This is a genomic window from Paraburkholderia sp. GAS41, assembly GCF_050436545.1.
Lineage (GTDB): Bacteria > Pseudomonadota > Gammaproteobacteria > Burkholderiales > Burkholderiaceae > Paraburkholderia.
In genome coordinates, this window is record NZ_JBNDMK010000002.1 from 463063 (window position 1) to 485201 (window position 22139).

Annotated in this window: 27 protein-coding genes; 15 read left to right on the forward strand and 12 right to left on the reverse strand. The window is 63.8% G+C overall.

Features of this window, described 5'->3' with window-relative positions; translation table 11 throughout:
* The first annotated feature begins 9 nt into the window (after positions 1-9).
* Positions 10-318, forward strand: coding sequence for a high-potential iron-sulfur protein (locus tag P3T43_RS05260; RefSeq protein ID WP_429279979.1), 309 nt, complete (start codon positions 10-12; stop codon positions 316-318).
* Between the two features lie 34 nt (positions 319-352).
* Here the strand turns inward: P3T43_RS05260 and P3T43_RS05265 are convergent, their stop codons facing one another.
* Positions 353-706: a DOPA 4,5-dioxygenase family protein gene (locus P3T43_RS05265; RefSeq protein WP_429279980.1), complete on the reverse strand. Its 354-nt coding sequence runs from the start codon at positions 704-706 to the stop codon at positions 353-355.
* A gap of 147 nt (positions 707-853) precedes the next feature.
* Positions 854-1042 (reverse strand): glycine zipper 2TM domain-containing protein, encoded by a 189-nt coding sequence (locus tag P3T43_RS05270; RefSeq protein WP_429279981.1) that lies wholly within the window; start codon positions 1040-1042, stop codon positions 854-856.
* A 240-nt stretch (positions 1043-1282) separates the two neighbouring features.
* Between P3T43_RS05270 and P3T43_RS05275 the strand changes: the two genes are divergently transcribed.
* The 3 genes from P3T43_RS05275 (at position 1283) to P3T43_RS05285 (ending at position 3605) form a co-directional block, all read left to right on the forward strand.
* Positions 1283-1636 (forward strand): YciI family protein, encoded by a 354-nt coding sequence (locus tag P3T43_RS05275; RefSeq protein WP_429279982.1) that lies wholly within the window; start codon positions 1283-1285, stop codon positions 1634-1636.
* A gap of 172 nt (positions 1637-1808) precedes the next feature.
* Positions 1809-2222, forward strand: a complete 414-nt coding sequence (locus P3T43_RS05280) for a YciI family protein (protein ID WP_429279983.1) — start codon at positions 1809-1811, stop codon at positions 2220-2222.
* Between the two features lie 108 nt (positions 2223-2330).
* Positions 2331-3605 carry an RNA polymerase sigma factor gene (locus tag P3T43_RS05285; protein ID WP_429280166.1) on the forward strand — a complete coding sequence of 425 codons (1275 nt, stop codon included), beginning with the start codon at positions 2331-2333 and terminating at the stop codon, positions 3603-3605.
* Positions 3606-3692: 87 nt separating this feature from the next.
* Here the strand turns inward: P3T43_RS05285 and P3T43_RS05290 are convergent, their stop codons facing one another.
* The 5 genes from P3T43_RS05290 to P3T43_RS05310 form a co-directional block, all read right to left on the reverse strand.
* Positions 3693-4286, reverse strand: coding sequence for a DUF4337 domain-containing protein (locus tag P3T43_RS05290; protein ID WP_429279984.1), 594 nt, complete (start codon positions 4284-4286; stop codon positions 3693-3695).
* Between the two features lie 104 nt (positions 4287-4390).
* Positions 4391-5323, reverse strand: coding sequence for a LysR substrate-binding domain-containing protein (locus P3T43_RS05295; RefSeq protein WP_429279985.1), 933 nt, complete (start codon positions 5321-5323; stop codon positions 4391-4393).
* A gap of 134 nt (positions 5324-5457) precedes the next feature.
* A complete protein-coding gene (locus P3T43_RS05300; RefSeq protein WP_429279986.1) occupies positions 5458-5634 on the reverse strand; it encodes a DUF1427 family protein in 177 nt (58 codons plus the stop codon).
* Positions 5635-5697: 63 nt separating this feature from the next.
* Complete coding sequence (locus tag P3T43_RS05305) at positions 5698-6660, reverse strand: quinone oxidoreductase family protein (RefSeq protein WP_429279987.1); 963 nt, start codon at positions 6658-6660, stop codon at positions 5698-5700.
* A gap of 138 nt (positions 6661-6798) precedes the next feature.
* On the reverse strand, positions 6799-7617 hold the full coding sequence (locus tag P3T43_RS05310) for an AraC family transcriptional regulator (RefSeq protein ID WP_429279988.1): 819 nt from the start codon (positions 7615-7617) through the stop codon (positions 6799-6801).
* A 285-nt stretch (positions 7618-7902) separates the two neighbouring features.
* Between P3T43_RS05310 and P3T43_RS05315 the strand changes: the two genes are divergently transcribed.
* From P3T43_RS05315 to P3T43_RS05340, 6 genes are all read left to right on the forward strand, one after another.
* Positions 7903-8523 carry an RNA polymerase sigma factor gene (locus tag P3T43_RS05315; RefSeq protein ID WP_429280167.1) on the forward strand — a complete coding sequence of 207 codons (621 nt, stop codon included), beginning with the start codon at positions 7903-7905 and terminating at the stop codon, positions 8521-8523.
* Positions 8520-8942: a hypothetical protein gene (locus tag P3T43_RS05320; RefSeq protein WP_429279989.1), complete on the forward strand. Its 423-nt coding sequence runs from the start codon at positions 8520-8522 to the stop codon at positions 8940-8942. Before P3T43_RS05315 ends, P3T43_RS05320 begins: the two co-directional genes overlap by 4 nt.
* Complete coding sequence (locus tag P3T43_RS05325; RefSeq protein ID WP_429279990.1) at positions 8939-9478, forward strand: periplasmic heavy metal sensor; 540 nt, start codon at positions 8939-8941, stop codon at positions 9476-9478. Before P3T43_RS05320 ends, P3T43_RS05325 begins: the two co-directional genes overlap by 4 nt.
* Before the next feature lie 128 nt (positions 9479-9606).
* Positions 9607-11139 (forward strand): DUF1800 domain-containing protein, encoded by a 1533-nt coding sequence (locus P3T43_RS05330; protein ID WP_429279991.1) that lies wholly within the window; start codon positions 9607-9609, stop codon positions 11137-11139.
* Positions 11140-11144: 5 nt separating this feature from the next.
* A complete protein-coding gene (locus P3T43_RS05335) occupies positions 11145-12293 on the forward strand; it encodes a DUF1501 domain-containing protein (RefSeq protein WP_429279992.1) in 1149 nt (382 codons plus the stop codon).
* Positions 12294-12359: 66 nt separating this feature from the next.
* Positions 12360-12581: a YXWGXW repeat-containing protein gene (locus P3T43_RS05340; protein ID WP_429279993.1), complete on the forward strand. Its 222-nt coding sequence runs from the start codon at positions 12360-12362 to the stop codon at positions 12579-12581.
* Positions 12582-12870: 289 nt separating this feature from the next.
* Here P3T43_RS05340 and P3T43_RS05345 read toward each other — a convergent pair whose 3' ends face one another.
* Positions 12871-13749: a sterol desaturase family protein gene (locus P3T43_RS05345; RefSeq protein WP_429279994.1), complete on the reverse strand. Its 879-nt coding sequence runs from the start codon at positions 13747-13749 to the stop codon at positions 12871-12873.
* Between the two features lie 169 nt (positions 13750-13918).
* The gene (locus P3T43_RS05350; RefSeq protein WP_429279995.1) at positions 13919-14869 is read right to left on the reverse strand and encodes an AEC family transporter; all 951 of its coding nucleotides are present in this window, start codon (positions 14867-14869) and stop codon (positions 13919-13921) included.
* 108 nt (positions 14870-14977) lie between these two features.
* On the opposite strand from P3T43_RS05350, the gene P3T43_RS05355 reads away from it, so the two are divergent.
* Entirely contained in the window at positions 14978-15844 is an 867-nt protein-coding gene (locus P3T43_RS05355) for a LysR family transcriptional regulator (protein WP_429279996.1), read from the forward strand.
* On the opposite strand, the gene P3T43_RS05360 is transcribed toward P3T43_RS05355, so the two are convergent.
* A complete protein-coding gene (locus P3T43_RS05360) occupies positions 15841-16473 on the reverse strand; it encodes a VC0807 family protein (RefSeq protein WP_429279997.1) in 633 nt (210 codons plus the stop codon). The two genes, P3T43_RS05355 and P3T43_RS05360, sit on opposite strands and share 4 nt — an antisense overlap.
* A 146-nt stretch (positions 16474-16619) precedes the next feature.
* Between P3T43_RS05360 and P3T43_RS05365 the strand changes: the two genes are divergently transcribed.
* Positions 16620-17114: a GNAT family N-acetyltransferase gene (locus tag P3T43_RS05365; protein ID WP_429279998.1), complete on the forward strand. Its 495-nt coding sequence runs from the start codon at positions 16620-16622 to the stop codon at positions 17112-17114.
* Between the two features lie 106 nt (positions 17115-17220).
* Here the strand turns inward: P3T43_RS05365 and P3T43_RS05370 are convergent, their stop codons facing one another.
* Entirely contained in the window at positions 17221-17937 is a 717-nt protein-coding gene (locus P3T43_RS05370) for a GNAT family N-acetyltransferase (protein WP_429280168.1), read from the reverse strand.
* Positions 17938-18117: 180 nt separating this feature from the next.
* Here P3T43_RS05370 and P3T43_RS05375 point away from each other — a divergent pair, with 180 nt between their 5' ends.
* Together P3T43_RS05375 and P3T43_RS05380 are read left to right on the forward strand one after the other, a co-directional pair.
* On the forward strand, positions 18118-19620 hold the full coding sequence (locus P3T43_RS05375) for a PLP-dependent aminotransferase family protein (RefSeq protein WP_429279999.1): 1503 nt from the start codon (positions 18118-18120) through the stop codon (positions 19618-19620).
* 292 nt (positions 19621-19912) lie between these two features.
* Positions 19913-20230, forward strand: coding sequence for a hypothetical protein (locus P3T43_RS05380; protein ID WP_429280169.1), 318 nt, complete (start codon positions 19913-19915; stop codon positions 20228-20230).
* 43 nt (positions 20231-20273) lie between these two features.
* On the opposite strand, the gene P3T43_RS05385 is transcribed toward P3T43_RS05380, so the two are convergent.
* Positions 20274-20990 (reverse strand): ArsR/SmtB family transcription factor, encoded by a 717-nt coding sequence (locus P3T43_RS05385; protein WP_429280000.1) that lies wholly within the window; start codon positions 20988-20990, stop codon positions 20274-20276.
* Positions 20991-21329: 339 nt separating this feature from the next.
* Here P3T43_RS05385 and P3T43_RS05390 point away from each other — a divergent pair, with 339 nt between their 5' ends.
* Entirely contained in the window at positions 21330-21932 is a 603-nt protein-coding gene (locus tag P3T43_RS05390; protein WP_429280001.1) for a flavin reductase family protein, read from the forward strand.
* The last annotated feature ends 207 nt before the right edge of the window (positions 21933-22139 follow it).

Consider the following 22139-nt stretch of genomic DNA (forward strand, 5'->3'; position numbering starts at 1 on the left):
CTCCTCATCATGAAAAATTCACGTCGCGGTTTTCTTTTGTTCAGCCTTGGCATCGGGTCGTCGCTCGCGCTGTCGCGCATCGCATTAGCGGATGCCGCGAAGCTCAGCGAGGCCGATCCAAAAGCACAGGCGGTCGGCTATAAAGAGGTGGCTGCAACGGTGGACAAGAGCAAATATCCCGCTTACGTGGCGGGCCAGAATTGCAGCAATTGCTCGCTATTTCAGGGGAAGGGATCCGATGCGTGGGGTGGTTGCCTGTTGTTCGGCAACGAGCAGGTGGCGGCAACCGGCTGGTGCAGTTCTTACAGCAACATGTAGTGAATGCGCAGCGTGGGGCTGCGCATTCGTGCAGTCACTTGCCGAAGATTTCGAGCTTGAGCGTATGCGAGTGACCGATCCATGCTGCCCTGTCGCGATGATCGCGTAGATCGTCGCCGGTATTGGGGTGCAGAAACACGTCGAGGTCGCCGTGATTCAGCGTGAGCCATTCGACGATCTCGGCGAAGTGGGACCGCTCGAACTCGAGTTGATACGACCAGAGCGGATGCGGCCCCACCGGGCGCTCGTGAAAGCGGCCGAGCTGCAACTTGCCCTGAAAGCGCGCGTCGATCTGTTCGCGCAGCGCCCAGGCGGCATCGCGACGCCCAGCGTCGAAGTACACGTGAGCGTGCCAATTCTGAACTGTTGGTACATCGGGAGAGGTCATGAGATAACGATGAGTTCGGAAACATCGTCAGCATAAGGCAGTTTGCAAAAGCGTGGGCGGCGCGGCACATTCGCTGCCCGGCAATCTGCTCAGTTCGCCTATATATTTTCCGGCTGATCGCGCACTGCGCCCGTCCTGTTCAGCGATCTATTTCCCCAGTTCATATCCAACCGCGCCGCCGACCACTGCGCCGCCAATCGTACCTGCCGCACTGTGGTTGGTGGCTTCATTGCCCACCACACCGCCTGCTGCGGCGCCGCCCAGGGTGCAGCCGCTGGCGAGCGCGGCCAGAACGACAAGCGCGGCGACGCCGCTCCACCTGATTCGCGTGTTCATTTTCAACCTCTCTTTTCTGTTGATACCCGCTATCAGCAAATCCTGTGCCGGAGCATCAGCACGGTTAAGCGAAGACTGAAGTCATCCGACGCGTTTGCGTCGATCCGTCTGCGCTTGCTAGACTGCCTGCGCAAAGCGCATCGCCTTTGAAGGCGCAGACGTGGACCGGTTTTTTGCCTGCCCAATGCGCACGTGCCCTTTTGCGCAAGACGTACGCAGGACTACCGATTGGAGTTTCGTATGGCTTATATGCTGTTTGTCGTCGAACCCGCCGAACAACGCACCGAACGTACCGAAGAGGAAGGACGCGCGCTCTACGAGCGCATGGGAAATTACGCTGATGACCTCCGCGAGCGCGGCGTGCTGCTCGGCTGCGAATCCTTGAAGTCGAGCCGGGACGCCGTGCGCGTACAGGTGCGCGACGGCCAGTCGAGGTTGCTCGACGGTCCGTTCGCCGAGGTCAAGGAAATGGTAGGTGGATTCCTGCTGGTGAACTGCGACACGCGTGAAGAGGCGGTCGCCATCGCGACGGCGTGTCCGGCGGCGCAGTGGTGCACGATCGAGGTCCGCGAAGTGGGGCCGTGCTACCAATGACAGGAGCGCCGCGCTGACGCTGCAATGCATCGTGCGCGCGATCGTCAGCGTCTTTCGGTTCAGGGTTTTCCCCGCGCGAAGAGTTTCGATGTCGATCTGGCCAAGAGTCACGCGTCGTGTCAGTGAAGCGCGCATGAAGCGGCTCGATATTCCACACCTCAAGGAGAAGGCGATGCGATTCATGATTCTGGTCAAGGCCACGGCACTGAGCGAATCCGGTGCGATGCCGGAGGAATCCTTGATGGCAGCGATGGGTGCCTATCATGAGGAACTGGCGAAGGCCGGCGTATTGCTCGACGCGACGGGTTTGCAGCCGAGTTCGAAGGGCTGGCGCATCCAGTACTCGGAGGGACAGCGCCGGGTGATCGACGGACCGTTTGCCGAAACGAAGGAACTGCTGGCGGGCTATACGCTGATTCAGGTGCGCACGCGCGAAGAAGCGATGGAGTGGGCGCGGCGTTTTCCGGCGCCGTTCGGCGAACTCGCCGATGGCGAGATCGAAGTGCGGCAGCTATTTGAACTGGAAGACTTCGAACCGGGGCCCGCCGTCGATCGCTTTCGCGAGATGGATGCGGCGCGGCGTTGAGTCGGGCATCGCAAGGTCAAATCATGTCGAGGCAGATCGCTTGCGCTTTCCATGCATCCGCACAGCAACTCGTGGATCGATACGCAGTGGAGGCGCACTGAGGTGGCGATGCATCTAGCGGCGACGCATCGCGCGATCGAAGCGGTCTGGCGCATCGAATCGGCCAAGGTCATCGCCTGCGTCGCCCGCATGGTGCGCGATGTGGGCGTGGCCGAAGAACTGGCGCAGGATGCGCTCGTTGCCGCGCTCGAACATTGGCCCCGACAGGGCGTGCCCGACAATCCCGGCGCGTGGTTGATGACGACAGCCAAGCACCGCGCACTCGACCGCTTGCGTCAGGATGGCCTGCATGCACGCAAGCGCGAGGAACTCGGCCGCGACCTCGATGCGCAGGAGGCTCATCTCGTGCCGGACTTTGTCGATGCGCTCGATGCCGCGCGCGAGGATGACATCGGTGATGATCTCCTGCGCCTCGTGTTCACGGCGTGTCATCCGGTGCTGTCCACCGACGCGCGGGTCGCCCTCACGTTGCGCCTGCTCGGCGGCCTGAGCACCGACGAAATCGCTCGCGCCTTCCTGGTGCCCGAACCGACCATCGCGCAACGGATCGTGCGCGCCAAACGCACGCTGACGGCTGCCAAAGTACCGTTCGAAGTGCCGCGCGCGGATGCGCGTGCGGCGCGGCTCGCATCGGTGCTCGAAGTGATCTATCTGATCTTCAACGAAGGGTATTCGGCAACGGCGGGCGACGACTGGATGCGCCCCGCCTTATGCGAGGAAGCGTTGCGCCTGGGGCGTGTATTGGCCGGGCTCGTGCCGGATGAAAGCGAAGTACACGGCCTCGTCGCGTTGATGGAAATTCAGGCCTCGCGCATCCACGCACGGGTCGACGCGCAGGGGCGGCCGGTGCTGTTGCTCGATCAGGACCGCAGCCGCTGGGATCTGCTGCTGATCCGGCGCGGCTTCACGGCGCTCGAACGTGCCCAGGCGCTCGGCGGCGCCAGTGGCCCTTATGCGTTGCAGGCTGCGCTCGCAGCCTGTCACGCGCGCGCTCATACCGCGAACCAGACCGATTGGGCGCGGATCGTCGCGCTATATGACGTGCTCGCGCGGGTCAGTCCTTCGCCGGTGGTGGAGTTGAACCGGGCGGTTGCAGTGGGCATGGCGTTCGGCCCGGCGGCGGCGCTCGAGATTGTCGATGTGCTCGCTGCCGGCAAGGCACTGGCGAACTACCATTGGTTGCCCAGCGTGCGCGGCGACCTGCTGGAGAAACTCGGGCGAATCGAAGAGGCGTGCGTGGAATTCGAGCGCGCCGCCGCGATGACGCGCAATGCGCGCGAGCGCGAATTGCTGCTGGAGCGTGCCCGGCGCGGTGCGGGCTAGGTTAAGCGGCGGCGGGTGTGCTGCTGAATTAGCTCACGCCGCTCGCAGGCCAGTGGTCCCGTTGCCGGATTCCGCCTTTAAACGCGTCTAAACGGACAAAAACGCCGCCGCGCCGAACAGGATGCCGGCTGCAGCCGTGCCCAGAGACAGATTGCGCAGCCACTTCTTGCGCGTCAGCAAGGTGATGGCCGTCAGCGCAATCGAGATCTGGATCAGCGTGGTGGCCTGGGCCCAACGGTGATGACCGTGCAGCAACTTCTCGCTTTGCGCGTCGTTGTTGGCCACGTCCTTTTCGATCGCTTCGGCGTTGGCGCGAATCGGCTCTTTCTGCTGCTTGTACTTTTCGACATCGGCGAGGAATTTCGCGTGCGCGTCGCTGCCCGCAGCCGACAGCGCGGCGCCCAGTTCGGCGAGGTTTTCTTTCTCACCCTTCGCCTGGTAGTACGACCATTGATTGGCCGCCTCGGTCTTCTTGATGGCCGCTTCGTTCTTGTAGTAGAGCGCGAGGTTTTCGCTGGTGCCGCTCTGGTAGGCGTAGATCGCGCCAATCGTGGCAAGGATGGCCGTCATCACCGCCATGCGGCTCGCAAACGGATCGGCATCCGCGTGGGCGTGATGGCCTTCTCCAACGTGCTCGACAGCATGGTCGTGCGGACCATGCACTTCATATTCATCAGACATGCAACACTCCGGAAAACACTTAATTATTGAGTTTCAGGCGGCCGGACGCCGCAGTCGGCACACCGGCGGGTGCTCGCTACGCGGAGCTCAATCTTGGCGTGCGGTCAGGCTCGCGCAGTGCGGGTGGCGAGTTGCTCGACGAGAAAATCCACGAAGCAACGCACGCGGACCGACAGATGCCGTCCATGCGGATAGAGCAACACGAAGGGGCGCGAGGCGCCGCCAAGCTCCTTCATGACCTCGACCAGATTACCGCTGCGCAGATCCTGCTCGACCACGAAACGATACGTCTGAAATAGCCCCGCGCCGTGACGGGCCAGCGTGACGCCGCCGAGCACGTCACCGCCGGTCGAATAACCGCCGTCCGTGCTCAGGTCGATGAAGCCGTCGTCGTGCCGAAGCGTCCACGGAATGCGCCGGCCGGTGCTGGGCAGATCGAACTGGATGCATTCGTGTTGCTGCAGATCGTCGATCGAGCGCGGTGTGCCGGCCCGTTTCAGATAAGCCGGTGTGGCCACGATGACCAGCTCGGCATCTTCCAGCTTGCGCGCGATCAGGTTGGAATCGGCGGGCGCCTTGCCGCGGACGGCGAGATCGTAGCTTTCCTCGGCGAAATCGACGTTGCGGTTGCTCAGATGGGCATCGACCCGAACCTGCGGAAAGCGCTCACGAAAGAGCGGCAGAAGCGGCAATACCCGATAGTGCGCGTAAGGCGTCGGCATGCTGATGCGCAGCAATCCGGCCGGTGCCGATTGCTGCCCGGTGGCCTGACGCTCGGCGTCCACCAGTTGCGAAAGCGCGCCACTGCACTGCTCGAAATAGGTGCGGCCAGCATCCGTCAAACGGATTTGCCGCGTCGTGCGTACGAATAGCCGCACGCCCAGGCGTTCTTCCAGACGTGAAACCGACCGGCTCACCGCGGCGGGCGTGACGCCAGCCGCCGTCGCCGCAGCGGTGAAGCTCGCCAGTTCTGCGGCGAGGCAAAACAGTTCGATACTGCCGAGCAGCAGATCGTCGAATTGCCGTTTTGTATTCATTACGTGGTGTAAGGAGTGGGGTGCGCCTTCGACGATTCATTCCTCGAAGCGGCAACAGTATAGTCCGTCCCACGGGAGTCGAGGAGACCGGAGACGCCTTGCTGCAGTGCGATTCCGGCCCTGCCGCTGCAAGACTAGCCGACGCTTGCGCCAAGCAGTGTCCGCAGCAGCGGAATGAGATGTTCGCCGCCGAGCATGCCGAGCAGCCCGACCAATGCGATGGTCGGCGGCGCCGGAGATTTCACGTTGACGACGCTATAGATCAGGCCCACCGCGAGACCGACGACCAGCGAGACAAAATACGCTTTCATGATTGCTTTACCTCTAGACATGGCGCGCGGCGCACGCTTGCAGCGCGCCGCGCGAACGGGATCTCACATCGTGATGACGACTCGTCCGCGCGTACCGGCGGAGACGGCCTCGTAAGCCTCGCGGGTGCGCTCGAGTTCGAAGCGCGCGGCGATCGCAGGCGGCTGGAGCGCACCGCTCTCGAAACCTTCGACCAGCGCGGTCATCAGGCGGGCCGACTCGGCCACGCCGAGCTTGGCGCTATCGACGCCGAAGAGTTGCGTCTCGTTGTGGTAGAAGTCGATCATGTCGAACTCGACGCGGCGCTTGCCGGTTGCGCTGATTTCGACCACGCGGCCACGCCGTTTCACCAGACTCAGCGCGGTTTCGAAGGCGACACCGCCCACCGCGTCGTACACCACGTCGACGCCGCCGCCGGTCAGCGCCTTGACGCGCTCGGCGGCATGCTCGTCGAACGGCACATACTCGTCGACCAGACGGCCAGCCGGCGAATCTGCCTGCGGCGCATGCCGGTCCACACCGATCACGCGACAGCCACGCGCTTTGGCAATCTGCACCACTGCGCCGCCGACGCCACCGCTGGCACCGATCACCGCGATGGTCTCGCCGGCCTTCAGCTGCGCGTAATCCACCGTGCCGAGCCATGCCACCACGAAGTTCACGCCGATTGCCGCCGCCTGTTCGTGGCTGAGCGTTTTCGGCTTGCGCGACAACGCTGCGACAGGAATTCTGATGAACTGGGCGTGCGTGCCGTCACGCGTAAAGCCGATGTCGCCGCCCGTGCCCCAGACTTCGGCGCCGATCCATTCGGCGGGGCCGTCGACCAGGACGCCGCTGAAATCGCGGCCCGGCGTACGCGGTAAAACCGTGTGCTCGAAGTGGCCCGAGACGTTCTTCACGTCGCTCGGATTGACGGAGGCACTCTTGACCTGAACGACAGCGTGTTCCGCGTCGGCTGACGGAGTGGGCAGTTCGAGATATTCAAGTACGTCCGGGCTGCCAAAAGACTTGAACTGGATGGCTTTCATGACAACGCTCCTATGTGGGTGTGTACGGCGCGGTGCAGCAATGAAGGCATTCTAGGTGGCCGGGCGGGCGTTGTTGAGACAATAACTTTCGAATATCGGACAGCGCTGCTGTGCGCCCGAACCCGTGGTCCGGACGGATTATTTGCCGGCTTGAGCGCTGCTTGCGTCGTGTGGAGTGCTGAGGGTTTCCTGCGGATCGAATTCGGTGGGCGCGGCACCGAGTTCGCGCCGGAACATGTCGCTGAAGCTGCTTGGCAGATAGCCGAGTTCGCGCGCGATGCCGCTGACCGAACGGCCTTCCGCCAGGCCGGAGACGGCCACGGCCAGTTGCACCTGGCGCCGCCACTCGGAAAACCCCATCCCGAGTTCACGCGTGAACAGGCGCGCGAGCGTGCGCACGCTCGCGCCAACCGAAGCGGCGTGCTGCTCGAAGCTGATCGCAATCGACGGATTGCCGATCACCGCCCGGCACAGCGCGTCGAGCCGGCGGTCGGACGCGTCGGGCAGGGGAATGCGCAAGGAGGAGCGCGGCGCGTGCACCAGTTCCAGCATGGCAAGCTTGTAGGCCGCTTCCAGATAGGCGTCGTCGCGGGCGTGGGTGTGTTCGTATTCGGCAATCGAGGTAATCAGTTCGCGCAGCAGGCCGTTGACTTCGAAGACGTCGCTCTGTTTGCTGAGGTGCTGGATGTTGCGCGCGTGGAGATAGATGTTGCGCATCTCCACTTCGCTCATCATGTGGATCGAGTGCACCGCGCCGGCCGGCAGCCACACGGCGCGCTGCGGCGGCACCACCAGCGCTTCGCGCCCGACTTCGACCCACATGACGCCCGCCACGGCGTACAGGACCTGGGCCCAGGTGTGCGAGTGGGGTTCGATATACATGCCCCGTGGATAGCGCCGCGCGAGCGAATGGGCGTCGTCGTCTTCGGGCAGTTCGGGAGGGCGGGCTAGGGGCACGGTGGCTTCCGGTCAGCGAGCGTTGCAGGGCGTCACGCGATCAGGGTCACAGAATAGCGCGAGCCGCGGCGGCATGGCAGAGGGGGCGACCGGCCAGCGCCCTCGATGCCGCGCCGCCTATTTTCATAAAGCCGCAAAAGCTGGCGACGGATTTTTCCGGCAGCCGCGTTTAAGACGAAACGGAGCTTTCCGGCTGTCGTCGTATATTGAGGCCTTGAATAAGAACAGGCATAAGACGCACTTCTCGGAGCAACAACCAGTGAGAAACGCTCGTGTTGCGACACGATATGTCCGGGCGCAGCGGCGGCAGCCGCGCAGGCTGCGGATGTCACGGAATTGCGCCCCTTGAGCGAGCGCGATCCGGACGCTGAACTCGTCGCGCGGGTTGGCGAGCAGGACCCGGCCGCGGTGCGCACCCTGGTGTCGCGCAAGCTGCCGCGTCTGCTCGCGCTCGCGACGCGCATGTTGGGAGACCGTATGGAAGCGGAAGACGTCGCACAGGAGGCGTTTGTGCGGATCTGGAAGCAGGCGCCACACTGGCAAGAGGGGGAGGCGCGTTTCGACACGTGGATCCACCGCGTGGCGCTGAACCTCTGTTACGACCGCTTGCGGCGACAGCGCGAAGACCCGGTGGCCGAACTGCCGGACGAGGTCGATCCGCAGGCCCTGCCCGATATACAACTCGAAGCCCGTGTGCGCGACGAACGCGTGCGCACGGCGCTTGCTGCGCTGCCGGTTCGGCAGCGCGAAGCACTGGTGCTCAACTATTACCAGGAGCTATCGAATATTGAAGCTGCCGCGCTGATGGGCATCACGGTCGACGCCCTCGAAAGTCTGCTCGCGCGCGCTCGCCGCAACCTGCGCGCACACCTGGCCGGCAGCGGCTTTAGCAAGGACACGCCATGACACCAGAGAGATTTCGTACCCTCGTCGACGCCTACGGCGCCGATCCGCATCGCTGGCCGGACAAGGAGCGCGCCGCGGCAGAAGCCTGGGCCGAGCTGCACCGGGTCGAGGCGGACGGCTTGCTGGCTGAATCGGCTGGTCTCGATGAATGGCTGGCGAGCCATACCGTGGCACCGCCGGAGCGCGCGTTCGTCGAGCGGATCGTTGCGGGGGCGCCCGTGCAGCGTCCGGCGAAACATCGCGCGCGGCTCTGGTGGCAGGGCGCCGCGTTTGCCGGGATTGGACTCGCCGGCGGGTTGGCGGGGGCGTTTGCGGTGTCGTTTTTTGTGTTGACCGGCACGCCGCCGCAGGGGCATGAATCGCCGTCCTATATGGCTTCGGGTTTTGACGGTTCAAGCGCCGACTGGAGCGGCGAATGAGCGACCGTACATGGAAGCTTCTGCTGGCGGGTTCGTTCGTGCTCAACGTGTTTTTGCTGGGAGGGATCGCGGGCGGGGCGTATCAATGGTTTGCCGCGCATGACAAGGTGGCGAAGGCGCCGCAGCCACGCACGGCGTTGCGATTCGCCACGGATGGGCTCTCGCCCGAGCGTCAGCAGCAGTTCCTCGAGGGGCTCAAGCAGGCGCGCCGCGACGCGAAAGACGATGCGCGCGAGGGTCGCGAAGGGCGTCACGAAGTGCTGGCCCTGCTGGCTGCGCCGCAGTTCGATCGCGTCGCGCTGGATGCCGCGCTGGAGCAGACCCGTAAGGCGGATATCGCGCTGCGCACCGAGGTCGAAAGCAGCGTCGCCAACTTCGCGACGACGCTGACCGCCGCAGAACGTGTCACGTTTGCAGAAGGGCTGAAGCAGGCGGGCCAGTGGCGTGAGTCGCCGCCTGGGGCGCCGGCAAAAGGCAAGCGGTTTGGCAAGCCGGGTGCGAGCGAGGCGGCTAGCCAGACCGGCGCCAGCGAATGAGGGTGTGGGTGCGCGATTGAGCCTTGGCGGGCAAGCGCGGATCATGCAGATAAAAACTTCTGCGAGCAGCGACGGAAACCGCGGCGGCGAGCGTTTAAGGAAGATACGCAACGCTTGAAGGAACCCGCATGGTTACGTCACCCAGCGACAACGCGGCGGCAACCGCGCTGAATCGCTTTGGTCTTGGCGCGCGCCCCGACGATAGCCCGCCAGCCGATCCCAAGGCATGGCTGCTCGCGCAATTCGAGCAATATCAGCCCCTGCCTGCGGCATGGGCGGGGCAGCCCACCGCCGTGGCGCTTGCGACTCAACTGGGCGAACAACGGCAGCAGAACGCGAATGCTAACGCGGGCGCGAAGGCTGATATCAAAGCCAACGCCAACGCCAACGCCAACGCCAACGCCAACGCCAACGCCAACGCCAACGCCAACGCCAACGCCAACGGCAACGCCAACGCCGATCCGGCGGCCAGTCAGGCTGGGAGTCAGGCGGCAAAGCTGGCCGCCAACAAGGCGATGCGCGGCGAGATCCGCGATATCTATCGCACGGCCGTGGATGCGCGCATCAACAGCGCATTGACGAGCCCGACGCCGTTCATCGACCGGCTGGTGCATTTCTGGGCGAATCACTTCGCGGTGTCGATCGAAAAACCGCAGGTTGCGGCGCTTGCGGGCACGTTCGAAATGGAAGCGATCCGGCCGCACGTGCTGGGCCGCTTCGACGACATGCTGGTCGCGGTGGAGCGACATCCAGCGATGCAGATTTTCCTCGATCAGACTCGCTCGGTGGGACCGGACAGCATGGCGGCGCTGCGGGCCGAGCAACGCAATCCGGACAACAAGCGCGGGCTCAACGAGAATCTCGCGCGCGAGATCATGGAACTGCATACGCTCGGCGTGCGCAGCGGCTACACACAAGCCGACGTCACCGAATTTGCCCGCGCGCTCACAGGATGGAGCGTGGCCGGCGTGAAAGGACCGCAACCGAACGGCGCCGCACCCGGCAGCTTTGTATATCGCGCGCAAGTGCACGAGCCAGGTTCGCGCACCATCATGGGACGCCGCTACGATCAGCAGGGCCAGGATCAGGCGCTGGCGATCCTGCACGACTTCGCGGGTTCGCCCGCCACGGCGCAGCATATTGCTGGCAAGCTCGCGCGTCATTTTGTTTCGGACAACCCACCACCTGCAGTGACTGAGCGGCTCGCCGACGCGTTCGAACGCAGCGGCGGCGATTTGCCGACCGTCTACCGCGCGCTGATCGATTGCCCGCAAGCATGGTCGCCCGTGGCGGTGAAATTCAAAACGCCGTGGGAATGGACCGTTTCGTCGATGCGCGGTCTCGGTTGGCAAGACCTCGGCAATCTGCAGGGCGCGCCGTTGCTTACGCAACTCGGTGAACCCGTCTGGCGGCCGGGTTCGCCCGCCGGTTATGACGATATCGCCGCCAGCTGGGCCGCGCCCGACGCGCTGGTGCGTCGTGTGGAGGTGGCGCAGCGCTTTGCGGCGCACGTCGGCGACCGGATTGATCCACGTACGCTGGGCCAGACGCTGCTGGTTGGCTCGATCAGCCCGCCGACCCAGATGGCGGTGTCGCGCGCCGAGAGTGCAACGACCGCGATCGCGCTGCTGCTCGTGTCGCCCGACTTTCAACGGAGATGAATGTCATGGTTTCGCGTCGTCAATTTCTCAACTTCGCCGCCGCCGGTGCGGGCGCGATGCTCGTCTCGCCGCACATGGCTTTCGCGAGCGTCGAGACCGACCGCCGCTTCGTCTTCGTGATTCAGCGCGGTGCGGCTGATGGTCTGAACATCGTGGTGCCATATGCCGAGCCGTCGTATCAGAGCTTGCGCGGGGCGCTCGCCATCGATACGTCGACGGCGGTCAGACTGAACGGCACCTTTGCGCTGCATCCGTCGCTTGCCGAGACCGCGAAGATGTACGCGGCCAACGAGGCGCTGTTCGTGCACGCGGTGGCTTCGCCGTATCGGGACCGCTCGCATTTCGATGGCCAGAACGTGCTGGAAACCGGTGGCACGTCGCCCTATCAGGTGAAGGACGGCTGGCTGAACCGGCTGGTCGCGATGATGCCCGCCACGCACGAAAACGCTATCGCTTTCGCGCCGACCGTGCCGATGGCTTTGCGCGGCAAGGCCGATGTCACGTCGTATGCGCCGTCCGGATTGCCGCAAGCGCCAGACGATCTGCTGATGCGCGTCTCGCAGCTTTATGAACAGGACGCGCAACTCAGGCCGCTGTGGGAATCCGCCATGACGGCGCGTGGTCTGTCTGGCGACGCCAGTGCGCGTCAGGACCCGGCGAGCCTCGGCAAGCTCGCCGCGAGTTTTTTGTCGCGCGAGGACGGGCCGCGCATGGCGATGATCGAAACCGGCGGCTGGGACACGCATAGCGCGCAAAACCCGCGCCTCGCGAATCAGCTCAGAGCGCTCGACACGATGCTCGCCTCGTTGCGCGACGGCCTGGGGCCGTTATGGAGCAAGACCACCGTGCTGGTGGCCACCGAGTTTGGCCGCACTGCGGCTGCCAATGGCACGGGCGGCACGGATCACGGAACCGGTTCGGTAGCGATGCTGATGGGCGGCGCGGTGAAGGGCGGACGCGTGCTCGGCGACTGGCCGGGACTGAGACCCAACGATCTCTACCAGGCGCGCGATCTGCGGCCCACCACGGCGCTCGACGGTTTGATTGCGGGTGCTGCAAGCGAGAGTTTTGGGCTCGATCCGCATCGAACCGCGTCCACGCTCTTTGCGCAAGCGGGCGCGACCCAGCCGCTGACAGGTTTGATCCGGAGCTAGCGTGCAGTCTGGCTGCGGCCTGGTTGTTGTTGTTGTTGTTGCGGTACTAAAAAAAGGGAGCTTCGTATGAAAAAACCATCCACCTTCACTACTGCCTTGCTTTCCTGCTTATGCGCTTCCTTGCTGAGTGCCTGCGTGGTCGAACCGGCGCGGCCGCCCCAACCAGCGCCGCTGGTCGAGGTGATGCCCGCGGCCCCCGCACCGGGCTATCGCTGGGTGAAGGGACACTATCGTTGGGAAGGCAATCATTGGGAATGGGTGCACGGTCACTGGGCGCCGGGCTACTAGCCTTCGCTCGGAGGAGCGCACGCTGCGCGCTGCTCGCGTAAATACACGGCAGATCGGTGACGGGCGCTTGTCCGGAATCTGGCAGAACATATCGGCAACAAAGCCACGGTGATACGTGGTGTGATTGACCATATGCAGCACCATCTCGCTGCACGAGACATACCACTCGTCGATTTCCTGCTGCAGATAACAGCCTATAGCCTGTATTTGCAAAATACAGGCTATCAACTGTATATCGTGCTACCCATTACGCGGACCAAAAATCATTCGGCTGCAACGGCTAGCCTTCTCAATGCGTTACTCCGCGCCGCAAATCCTCCGTAGTCTCCCCTGCACCATCCGGCCGCCAGCCTGGCGGCCGTAGCACGTATTCGATTGCAGTCCACGGACTCTTCGACAATGCCATGTCACGAGCGAGGCTCACCCAATGTTCGAACTGCACGACCAGCGGATTGTGCGAGCGTGTCGGCGTCGTGAGGCCATAGCGGCACGGCAGGTCGTCGCGCTCCGGGATGTAGGTGCCAAACAGGCGATCGAAAATAATCAGTACACCGCCAAAATTTGCGTCGAGATACTCCGTATTCGACGCGTGATGCACGCGATGCGCGGACGGTGTGTTGAACACGTATTCCAGCCAGCCTAGCTTCGGCATCCACGTGTTGTGCAGCCAGAACTGATACAGCAGGTTGATCATCAACGTCGCCAGCACCACCTCGGGGCGGACGCCCAGCCAGACGAGCGGCGTAAAGAATATCGCCGCGCCGGTCAGCTTGCCTGTCCAGCCGAGGCGGTACGCCGAAGAGAGCGTCAGTTGATTCGGCGAATGGTGCACCGCGTGGGTCGCCCAGAAGAAGCGGATGCGGTGCGACGCCCGGTGATACCAGTAATAGAAGAACTCCTGTCCGACGAAGAGCAGCAGCACCATGAGTGCGCTATGGATCGTCGCGGTATAGATGCGGTGATCCCATGCGAAGGCGAAGACCGGCGTGGCGAGTGAGAGCGGCAATAGTGCCAGCAGCTTGCGTCCGACCAGATCGGTCAACGACAGCATCACTTCATACCAGTCGAAACGCGCGGTTTTGTTGCGGCTGAGCACCCAAGCCTCGATCATCGACGCGCCGACGACAATCGCCGTGGCAAAGAGTGAAATTTTTCCTATGGATATCATGGTGTGCCTGTTCCGACTCGTGAGGGGACGAATCATCTGCGGCACCCATTGCCGTCGCGTCCCATGAAAGCAGTCTAGGGACCGGCACTGTTAAAAGATATGTGCGAGATATGTCAAGAGGTGTCACGGCGCCGGCGCGCGGGAATGTGCCCCGGCGCCGCGCGTTTCGTCAGGTGCCGTGCGGCATGAACAGCAACAGCAGCGAGAGCGTTACAAGCGAACCCACGGTCGACAGAAGAATGGTCCGCGAGGTGATATGCGCTTCGCGTCGATAGAACTCCGCGAGCATGAACGGGCCCGTGCCAGTGGGCAGGGCGGCCAGCACGACGGCCATTTCAACGAGCAACGGCGACAGCGAAAAAACGCGCGCAGCGAGCCACCAGGTCAAGGCCGGCTGCAGCAGCAATTTGGTGCCGGTGAGCATGAGCGAAGCATCCGCTTTTGCGGCGCCTGCCTTCACTTCGCGCTTTTCCGCGAGGAACAGGCCGAGGCTCACCAGCGCGCATGGGCTTGCTGCGCCACCGAGGAGCTTCAGGAACGTCTCCGCGCTTTGCGGCAGGGTGACGTGCACACTGGCAACCAGCACGCCGACGATCGGCGCTACGATCAGCGGATTGCGCGCCAGCGAACCGAGGACCTTCAGCGCCAGCCGATGCGGCGCTCGCTCGCTCTGCAAACCGATCTCGATGAGAACAATCGCAATCGCAAACAGCACGCAGGCGACGAGGATCGTGGCGATCGTGGTGGGCGTCTGGCTGACCGGCCCAAACGCGATCAGGCACAGCGGAAAGCCGATGTAGCCGGTGTTTGGATACGAGCCCGCGATGGCGTCGACGCTGGCGTCGGCCAGGTGCCGGCCGCTTAGCAGCCGCGCAGCGAGGATCAGCACGAACAACCCGGCGCAAGAGAGGGCGAAGGTGGCGACGAACGCGGGCTGATAGAGCTGATGCCAGGTGGCGTGAGCCATGATGTCGAACAGCAGCGCGGGCAGCGTGAGCCAGACCACGAAGCGATTCAGTTCCGACGCGGCCGTCGGACCCAGCAGGCCGCGCCTGCGGCAGACGAAACCCGCGAAGATGAGGCCGAAGACGGGGAGCAGAATCTCGAGGGTCGATAACATCGGTGGGGACGGCGGCGAGGCTGGAAGAAAGATGATGCGCCAGAGTAGTGGTTCAGGTTGATACAATCAAATACTGTTTCTGGTGCTCAACAATACCTTTTTTGCATCGTGATCGACATCAAGCCTCTGCGCTACTTCGTGACACTCGCCGAAACCCGCCATTTCGGCCGGGCCGCGGCGCGGCTCAACCTTTCGCAACCGCCGTTGAGCCGCCAACTGGCGGCGCTGGAAGCGAGTCTTGGCGTCACGCTGATCGAGCGCAGTCCGCGCAGCGTCACTTTGACCGCGGCGGGCGAGCGCTTTTACGCAGACGCCAAGGCGATTCTTGGCGCCGTCGAGCAAGCCGCACGCAACGCTCAGGCGGCCGCGCATGGCGATGCCGGCACACTGGCGATCGGCTTTACGATGTGCGCCGCGTATAGCGTGGTGCCGGGCTATGCACGGACCTTCGGTTCGGCGTATCCGGAGGTGGCGCTCAATCTGCGCGAGGTTGTCTCGAACGATCTCGCTGCACAGGTGCTGGCAGGCCAGATCGACGCGGCGATCATGTTCCCGAGCGTGCCGAACAAGGATCTGACAACGCGGACGATCGTCACCGAGCCGCTGTGTGTGGCGCTATCGCGGAGTCATCCGCGCGCGCGGGCGCGGCAGTTGAAGATCGCGCAACTGGCGGGCGAGTCTTTTGTGCTGGCGTCCGAGGAAGTCGCGCCAACCTTGCGCGCCACGATTGTCGAACATTGCCGCTCGGGCGGCTTCGAGCCGGATATCCGCTTTGAAGTGCAATTGCAGCAGACCGTGCTCAGTCTCGTGGATGAAGGCGTCGGCGTCGCGCTCGTGCCGGCGTCGATGCGCAAGGCTCAGCTAGCGGGCGTCGTGTTCCGGCCACTTGCGGATGCGCCGCTGATCGAGCAGGTGCTGGTGTGGTCGCCCGTGAATCGCAATCCTTGCCTGGCGCGGTTTCTGGAGCTGGCTTAGGCTGAAGACGATGGATAACCTTCGGCATCCTGCTTAATCCGTCTGCGATACCACAGGGTCCAGAGCGTGAGTGCTCCATAGCATCCATAGCGCAAGACATCCGACTCGACTAATGAATGCGGGTCGCCTTCCGCGCGCCAGACGATCAGCAGGCGTACGACATTCTCTGCTGTGAGGCCGATACCCCAAACCAGCGTCATAACGCGGATCCGGTAGACGAGTCTGGGCCGTTCGCGCCACTCCTGCTCGAATTCGCCGGCCCGTTTCACGCTTTCGCGGGCAAGTGTCGAACGGGCGGTATAGAAGACCATCGGACGAGGCAGCACGAGTGAAGCCAGAAACGCAACGCCGATCATGCCGGACACCATGGGCTCGTCGAGTGCCAGGTTATGCGAAGCGCCGGTGAGTTCCATCGCGGCCAGCGACAGCACGATGCCGATCAATACGATCGCGCTCAACGCGTCGAAATGCCGGTGGCGCGCAAGATCCCACGTCATCCATGCGATGAGCGGTACAGTCGACAGCAGCAGGCCGCCAGGCTGCCCCCAATGCGGAGATGCCAACCGGTAGGCGAGCCACGGCAGCAACACGTTGATGCATAAGGCGGACGCGTATCTGAGAAGCTGCATGCGGGGCTCCGGGTGGGCATGCGTATCCTAGCGCGCAGCGTGGGCGTGCATCAACGTCGGGATTCTGCGACTATCCAAGCACGCTCAACCACCTTTCCCGCACCATGGCCCAGTTCAGCACGTTCCTCGAAACTGACCGCGTGACCATGCGTCCCCACGTCCTGGACGATTACGACGATAGCTTCGCGATGTGGTCCAACCCGGAGGTGATTCGCTTTATCGGCGGCCAGCCATTTACCCGCGAAGAGGTTTGGGCGCGTCTGCTGCGCTACGTGGGGCATTGGACGCTGCTGGGCTTCGGCTATTGGGTGGTGCGCGACAAGACTAGCGGGCGCTTTCTGGGCGAAGTGGGCTTCGCCAATTTCCGGCGTCAGATCGAGCCGCCGCTCGACGGTATGCCCGAGGTCGGCTGGGCGCTCACGCCTGCGGCCCACGGGCGCGGCTATGCCACTGAGGCGGTCCGCGCCGCGCTGCGCTGGGCCGATACACAATGGCCCGCCACCGACACTGCCTGCATCATCGCACCGGACAACTCGGCGTCTCTGCGGGTGGCACAAAAGTGCGGTTACCTGGAGTGGGCGCGCGGCTCGTACAAGGGCAAGCCGACTATCCATCTGCGTCGCGCCGCCGGTCCCGGCTGAGAGCTGTACGAGGCACGGTGGCCTCGCCGCCCGCAGCGTGTTGCCGAACAGGCGGCAACGGTTGGCAGGTGTCCGGGCTAACGCGCGGCCGGTGGCGGCGTCGATTTCAGCCTTCGGCTTTCGCCTCCAATGCTCGCTTCTGCGCGATCAGATCGCCCAGCCGCTCACGCTGATTACCTTCCGCGTCGAAATTACGCTCGTCGAGCCACTGCGCGAAACCGTCGCGCACCGCAGGGTATTCGCCGTCGATAACCGAGAACCATGCGGTATCCCGATTGCGTCCACGCGTGACGATCGCCTGGCGGAAGATCCCTTCGAACTTGAAGCCGTAACGTAGCGCGGCCGCGCGTGACGGCGCGTTGAGCGAGTCGCACTTCCATTCGAAACGCCGGTAGCCGAGATCGCCGAACACGTAGTTCATCAACAGCGCCATGGCATCGCTCGCGATACGCGTCCGTTTCAGCCGTGGCGAATAGGTCACATGCCCCACTTCGATCACGCCATTGGGCGGATCGATGCGCATCAGGGCCAGCGTGCCGACGGCCTTTCCCGTAGCCAGATCGATCACTGCATGGTGCATCGGATCGGTGAGCGCAGCCGCTTTGGTCAGATGCTCCCGATACGCGTCGAGGCTCTGGAACGGCCCCACGGCGAGATACGTCCAGTCGTGTCCGTCCTCGGCGCTTGCATAGGCCTCGTAGAGGTCCTCGACATGCCGCTCGACGTCCACGGGCTCGATCCGGCAATAGCGCCCGAGCAGCGGCTCGCGCCCCGGGAGTCGGGCGGCCTTCCAGTCGGGCAGCGGCGTGCCGATGGGTTGCATGTAGTCGTTGAGTCGTTGTGCCACTTTCCTCTCCTTGATGTCCTGTTGCCCGGCGACCGCCAGAGGGCACCGCAACGGCGTTGATCCGATGTCGTTTGAGATGCATTAAGCAGAGACGATACGGCAAACGTGGTATGTTAAAAAGATCCAACAAACCACCATTTGATAGATCCAGCGACGATGATCGAGATAATCGGGCCTTTGACACACGGAGCGCCAGGCCTGGGCGGCAAGCCTGTGTCGCTGCAGAAGCAGCTGATCGAGCGCCTGCAGCAGGCGATTCTGGCCGGCCGTCTGCCCGCCGGCGCGATGTTGCCGTCGTCACGGCTGCTCGCGGCGGAATTCGGCGTGTCGCGCAACACGGTGGTGCTTGCTTACGACCACCTGATCGCCGAAGGCTATGTGCTGGCCGACCGCCGTGGGACACGCGTCAGTCCGCTATCGAACGCGGCGTCGCATGCCGACACGCAGCAGGATCCGACCGCGTCCGAGGTCACCTTCGCCACGCGGCTCAAATGGTTCGCCACCACTCGCACGGCGTCCGACATGACCTCCGTGCTGACGCCCGGTAGTCCGGCGCTGGACCGCTTTCCGCTGGGCGCCTGGCGCCGCTCGCTGGAGCGCGCCATGGAGCAGGGCTTGCCTCAGTTGCTAGGCTACGGCGAGCCGGCGGGGGAGCCGGCTTTACGTGATGCCATCGCCGCGCATCTGCGGATGGCGCGCGGGGTGCGCTGCGACGGCTCGCAGGTGGTGATCACCGAGGGCGCGCAGGAAGCGCTGAACCTGTGTGTGAGCCTGCTGACCAATCCCGGCGATACCGCATGGGTCGAGGATCCCGGTTATCGGGGCGCCAAAGCGGCCTGCAATCTGGGCGATCTGAGAACCGTGCCGATGCGGGTCGATCAGGAAGGCATGGTTGTGCCGCCGGAAGCCTGGCGGCTGAGTCCGCCGAAGCTGATTTATACGTCCCCGGCGCACCAGTATCCGACCGGCGCGGTGCTGTCCGTGGCGCGGCGGCTCGACCTGATCGCGCAGGCGCGCCGCACGGGCGCCTGGTTGATCGAGGATGACTACGACGGCGAATTTCGTCATACCGGCGAGCCGATTGCCAGCATGCAAGGGCTCGTGCCGGATGCCCCGGTTCTGTACGTGGGGTCGTTCAGCAAGACGATGTTTCCGGCGCTGCGCATCGGCTTCGTCGTGCTGCCGCGCAGCATGCTGGTACAGACGCGTACCGCGCTCGAGGAGATGCTGCGCGGTGGTCACCGGCTCGAACAATTGGCATTGGCGCACTTTATCGAGGCGGGTGAATTCGGTCGTCACCTGGGGCGCATGCGGCGGCTTTATCGTGAGCGGCAGCAGGCGTTGCGCGAGGCGCTGGCCGGGCGCTTCGAAGCGGCGCAGATTCTCGGCGGCAATTGCGGCATGCATCTGACACTCCGCTTGCCGCCGCGCATTTCTGATCGCGCCGTCGTCAGCCTGGCGCAGCAGCGGCGGCTCAATCCGCGCGCGCTGTCCGGCTTCGCACTGCAACCGGGCGATGAGGACAATGGGCTCGTGATCGGCTATGGCAATACGCCGGCGGAGCAGATCACGGCTGCGGTGAATACGCTCGCCGAGTGCGTGCGGGAGGTGGCGGGCGCTGTGCGGCGCGGGCGGCTTGGGGCAGGCGTGAAGGTGTGAACGCCGCTGTGCTGCGCAGTGCCCTGCACGGGCTGATATCGCTCGCACCGTTGTCTGTATCCATTACCGTGTAAGTCTTACGCTCGCAGGAACGGACGGCACGTCCTGCTTACCTCATGCACGACCCGCACACCGCGTCTGAATGCTGTCCCTGCGCGTCGATTCGCTCCGCCTGCGCCGCATACGAGCGGGCCACGACGACAGATTGACCACGCTCGACTTCCTCATCTGCATCGGGCATGAAGAATGCCTTCGATTGATGCACGACGATTTTTCGACCGGAGAGGACAAGATGGACATTCGACCCACCGCGTGGTTTCCGCTGGACCATTACGCCCCTACCCGTGACGGCTGGTACGAGGTTCAGCTAGTGAGCGGCGACACGGCGTTTGCGAAGTTCGGTGCAAACGAATGGAGCGAAAAGCCGCTGCTGGTATTCACACATTGGCGAGGACTTTCCAAGGATCCAGCCCGCTCCGGCGAAAGCGAAACGTTCGAAGCCGAGGCGACCGCGGCAGAAGGTGTGCGCGCGGCGTGGAACGCGTTTTTCCCGGGGCTTGGTGAAGAGCAGCACAAACCGCTGGATGTGGCGCACGGGGAGAAGCGTTGAGGGTGGTGCAGGAGCGTTGAGCGAGAGATCACGTGCAGTTTGCTCACGTGCGTTGCGTGAGCTCTCCGAAGCGGTCTTCGATGCCCAGATGCTCCTTCAGCCACACCCAACCTTGCGGTGTCACCTGTACGGCGCGCGTTGCCTTGACGCGCCGTAGCGCGCCGTTTGCGCACAGCAGCTTCATCCAGTGCACGCCGAGCGGCCCTGCCAGATGATGCTGCCGTTCCGACCAGTCGAGACACTGGCGCGCGAGGCCACGACGGTTGGGTCGCACTTCCTGCACGTCCAGCCCCATCCTGCCGAACCATTCGACGCCATCAGGTGTGACTTCGAACTGCCTCTCTTCCGCCGCGACGATCATTCCGCGCTGCTCCAGCGCCTGCGTCATTGCCACGCCGAGTTGCCCAGCCAGATGGTCGTAACAGCAGCGCGCAAAGCGCAGTTTCTGCGCGTCCCTGCTGAGGGGCCTGGTACGCGGGCGGCTCGATGGCGCGACCGAGGCGAGGTTTTCCAGCAGCAATGCCACATGTGGCCCGCCTAGCCGGTAATAGCGATGCCGGCCTTGCACTTCGACTTCGACGAGGCCGCCGGCCAGCAACTTCGCCAGATGTGTACTGGCGGTCTGGGCGGTCACGCCGGCCGCATAAGCAAGCTCACCAGCGGGCAGCGCATGTCCGTCGACGAGGGTCATCAGCATGGTGGCGCGCGCCGGATCGGAGATCAGGAAGGCGGTGGCTGCGATATTCGGTTGAGGGCACATGATCGTTAGTCTGGTCCCATGCAGTTTTATCTCGGTCGACGAGCGGTCGCGCTTCAGCGCGCGTCTCGGGTCCCCGTGCGACGCACGTCTCGCACGCTGATTGCCAGCCATGCTCCCATCATAGGCGGTCAAACGATACGCATGCTTCGATGCGTGTCGAAATGTTCGGCATTCCCGAACGGGCCCATGCTGCGACCCATGCGCAACCGTCCGGCGACTTCGGCGAGGTTCGCACGTCCCCAATCCGCAGCCTGGCTAAAATGCCATGTGGCGCGGACGGAATGCCACGGCACACCGCGCGAATCGGTCCACCCCAGGATTGACACAGAGAAGGAACGTATGCAGGGCACGAGAGAAGCAGTGGAATTGTCGCGCGCGACCCAGTTACTGAACCACGGTCCGGTCACGGTCATCACCAGCGCCCACGCGGGGCGCACGAACGTCATGGCGGCGTCATGGGCGATGCCGCTCGATTTCAACCCGCCCAAGGTCGTGGTGGTGGTCGATAGCCGCACGCTCACGCGGCAACTGATCGAAGCGAGCGGCGTGTTCGGCCTGCAACTGCCGAGCCGTGCGTTCGCGCGACAAACCCTCGCGGTGGGCACCACGCCGGGCGCCGACCTCAACAAGTTTGCTGCCTTCAACCTGGAGACGTTTCCGGGCGAGCGCATTGACGTGCCGATGCTGGCCGGTTGCGTCACGTGGCTCGAATGCAAGGTGATTCCGGACGACAGCCAGCGCCACGATCTGATCATCGGCGAAGTGGTAGCGGCGTACGCTGATAGTCGCGTGTATTCGAAAAACCGCTGGCATTTCGGCGACGACCCGGCATTGCGCACCTGTCATTACGTCGCGGGCGGGACGTTTTTTGCCACGGGTGAAGCATTCGAGGTCGAGCCGGCGGCGAATGTTGCGCGGGAAATTCCCACTGACATCGGTTGACGGATCGTCATCCCATCGTTTAATGTCGATCCATGGACCTCTCTTCGCTTTCTTTCGCGGCTGTCACCACCACGACGACCACCCTCATGGGCGGGTCGTCTGGAGGTTGCACGCGCTAACGTAATAAGCTGCTGTTGCAAACCCCCAAGGGCCCCGCCGGAGACGGACGGGGCCCTTGGCGTTTATGGCTCTGCGTCGATGGCTCAT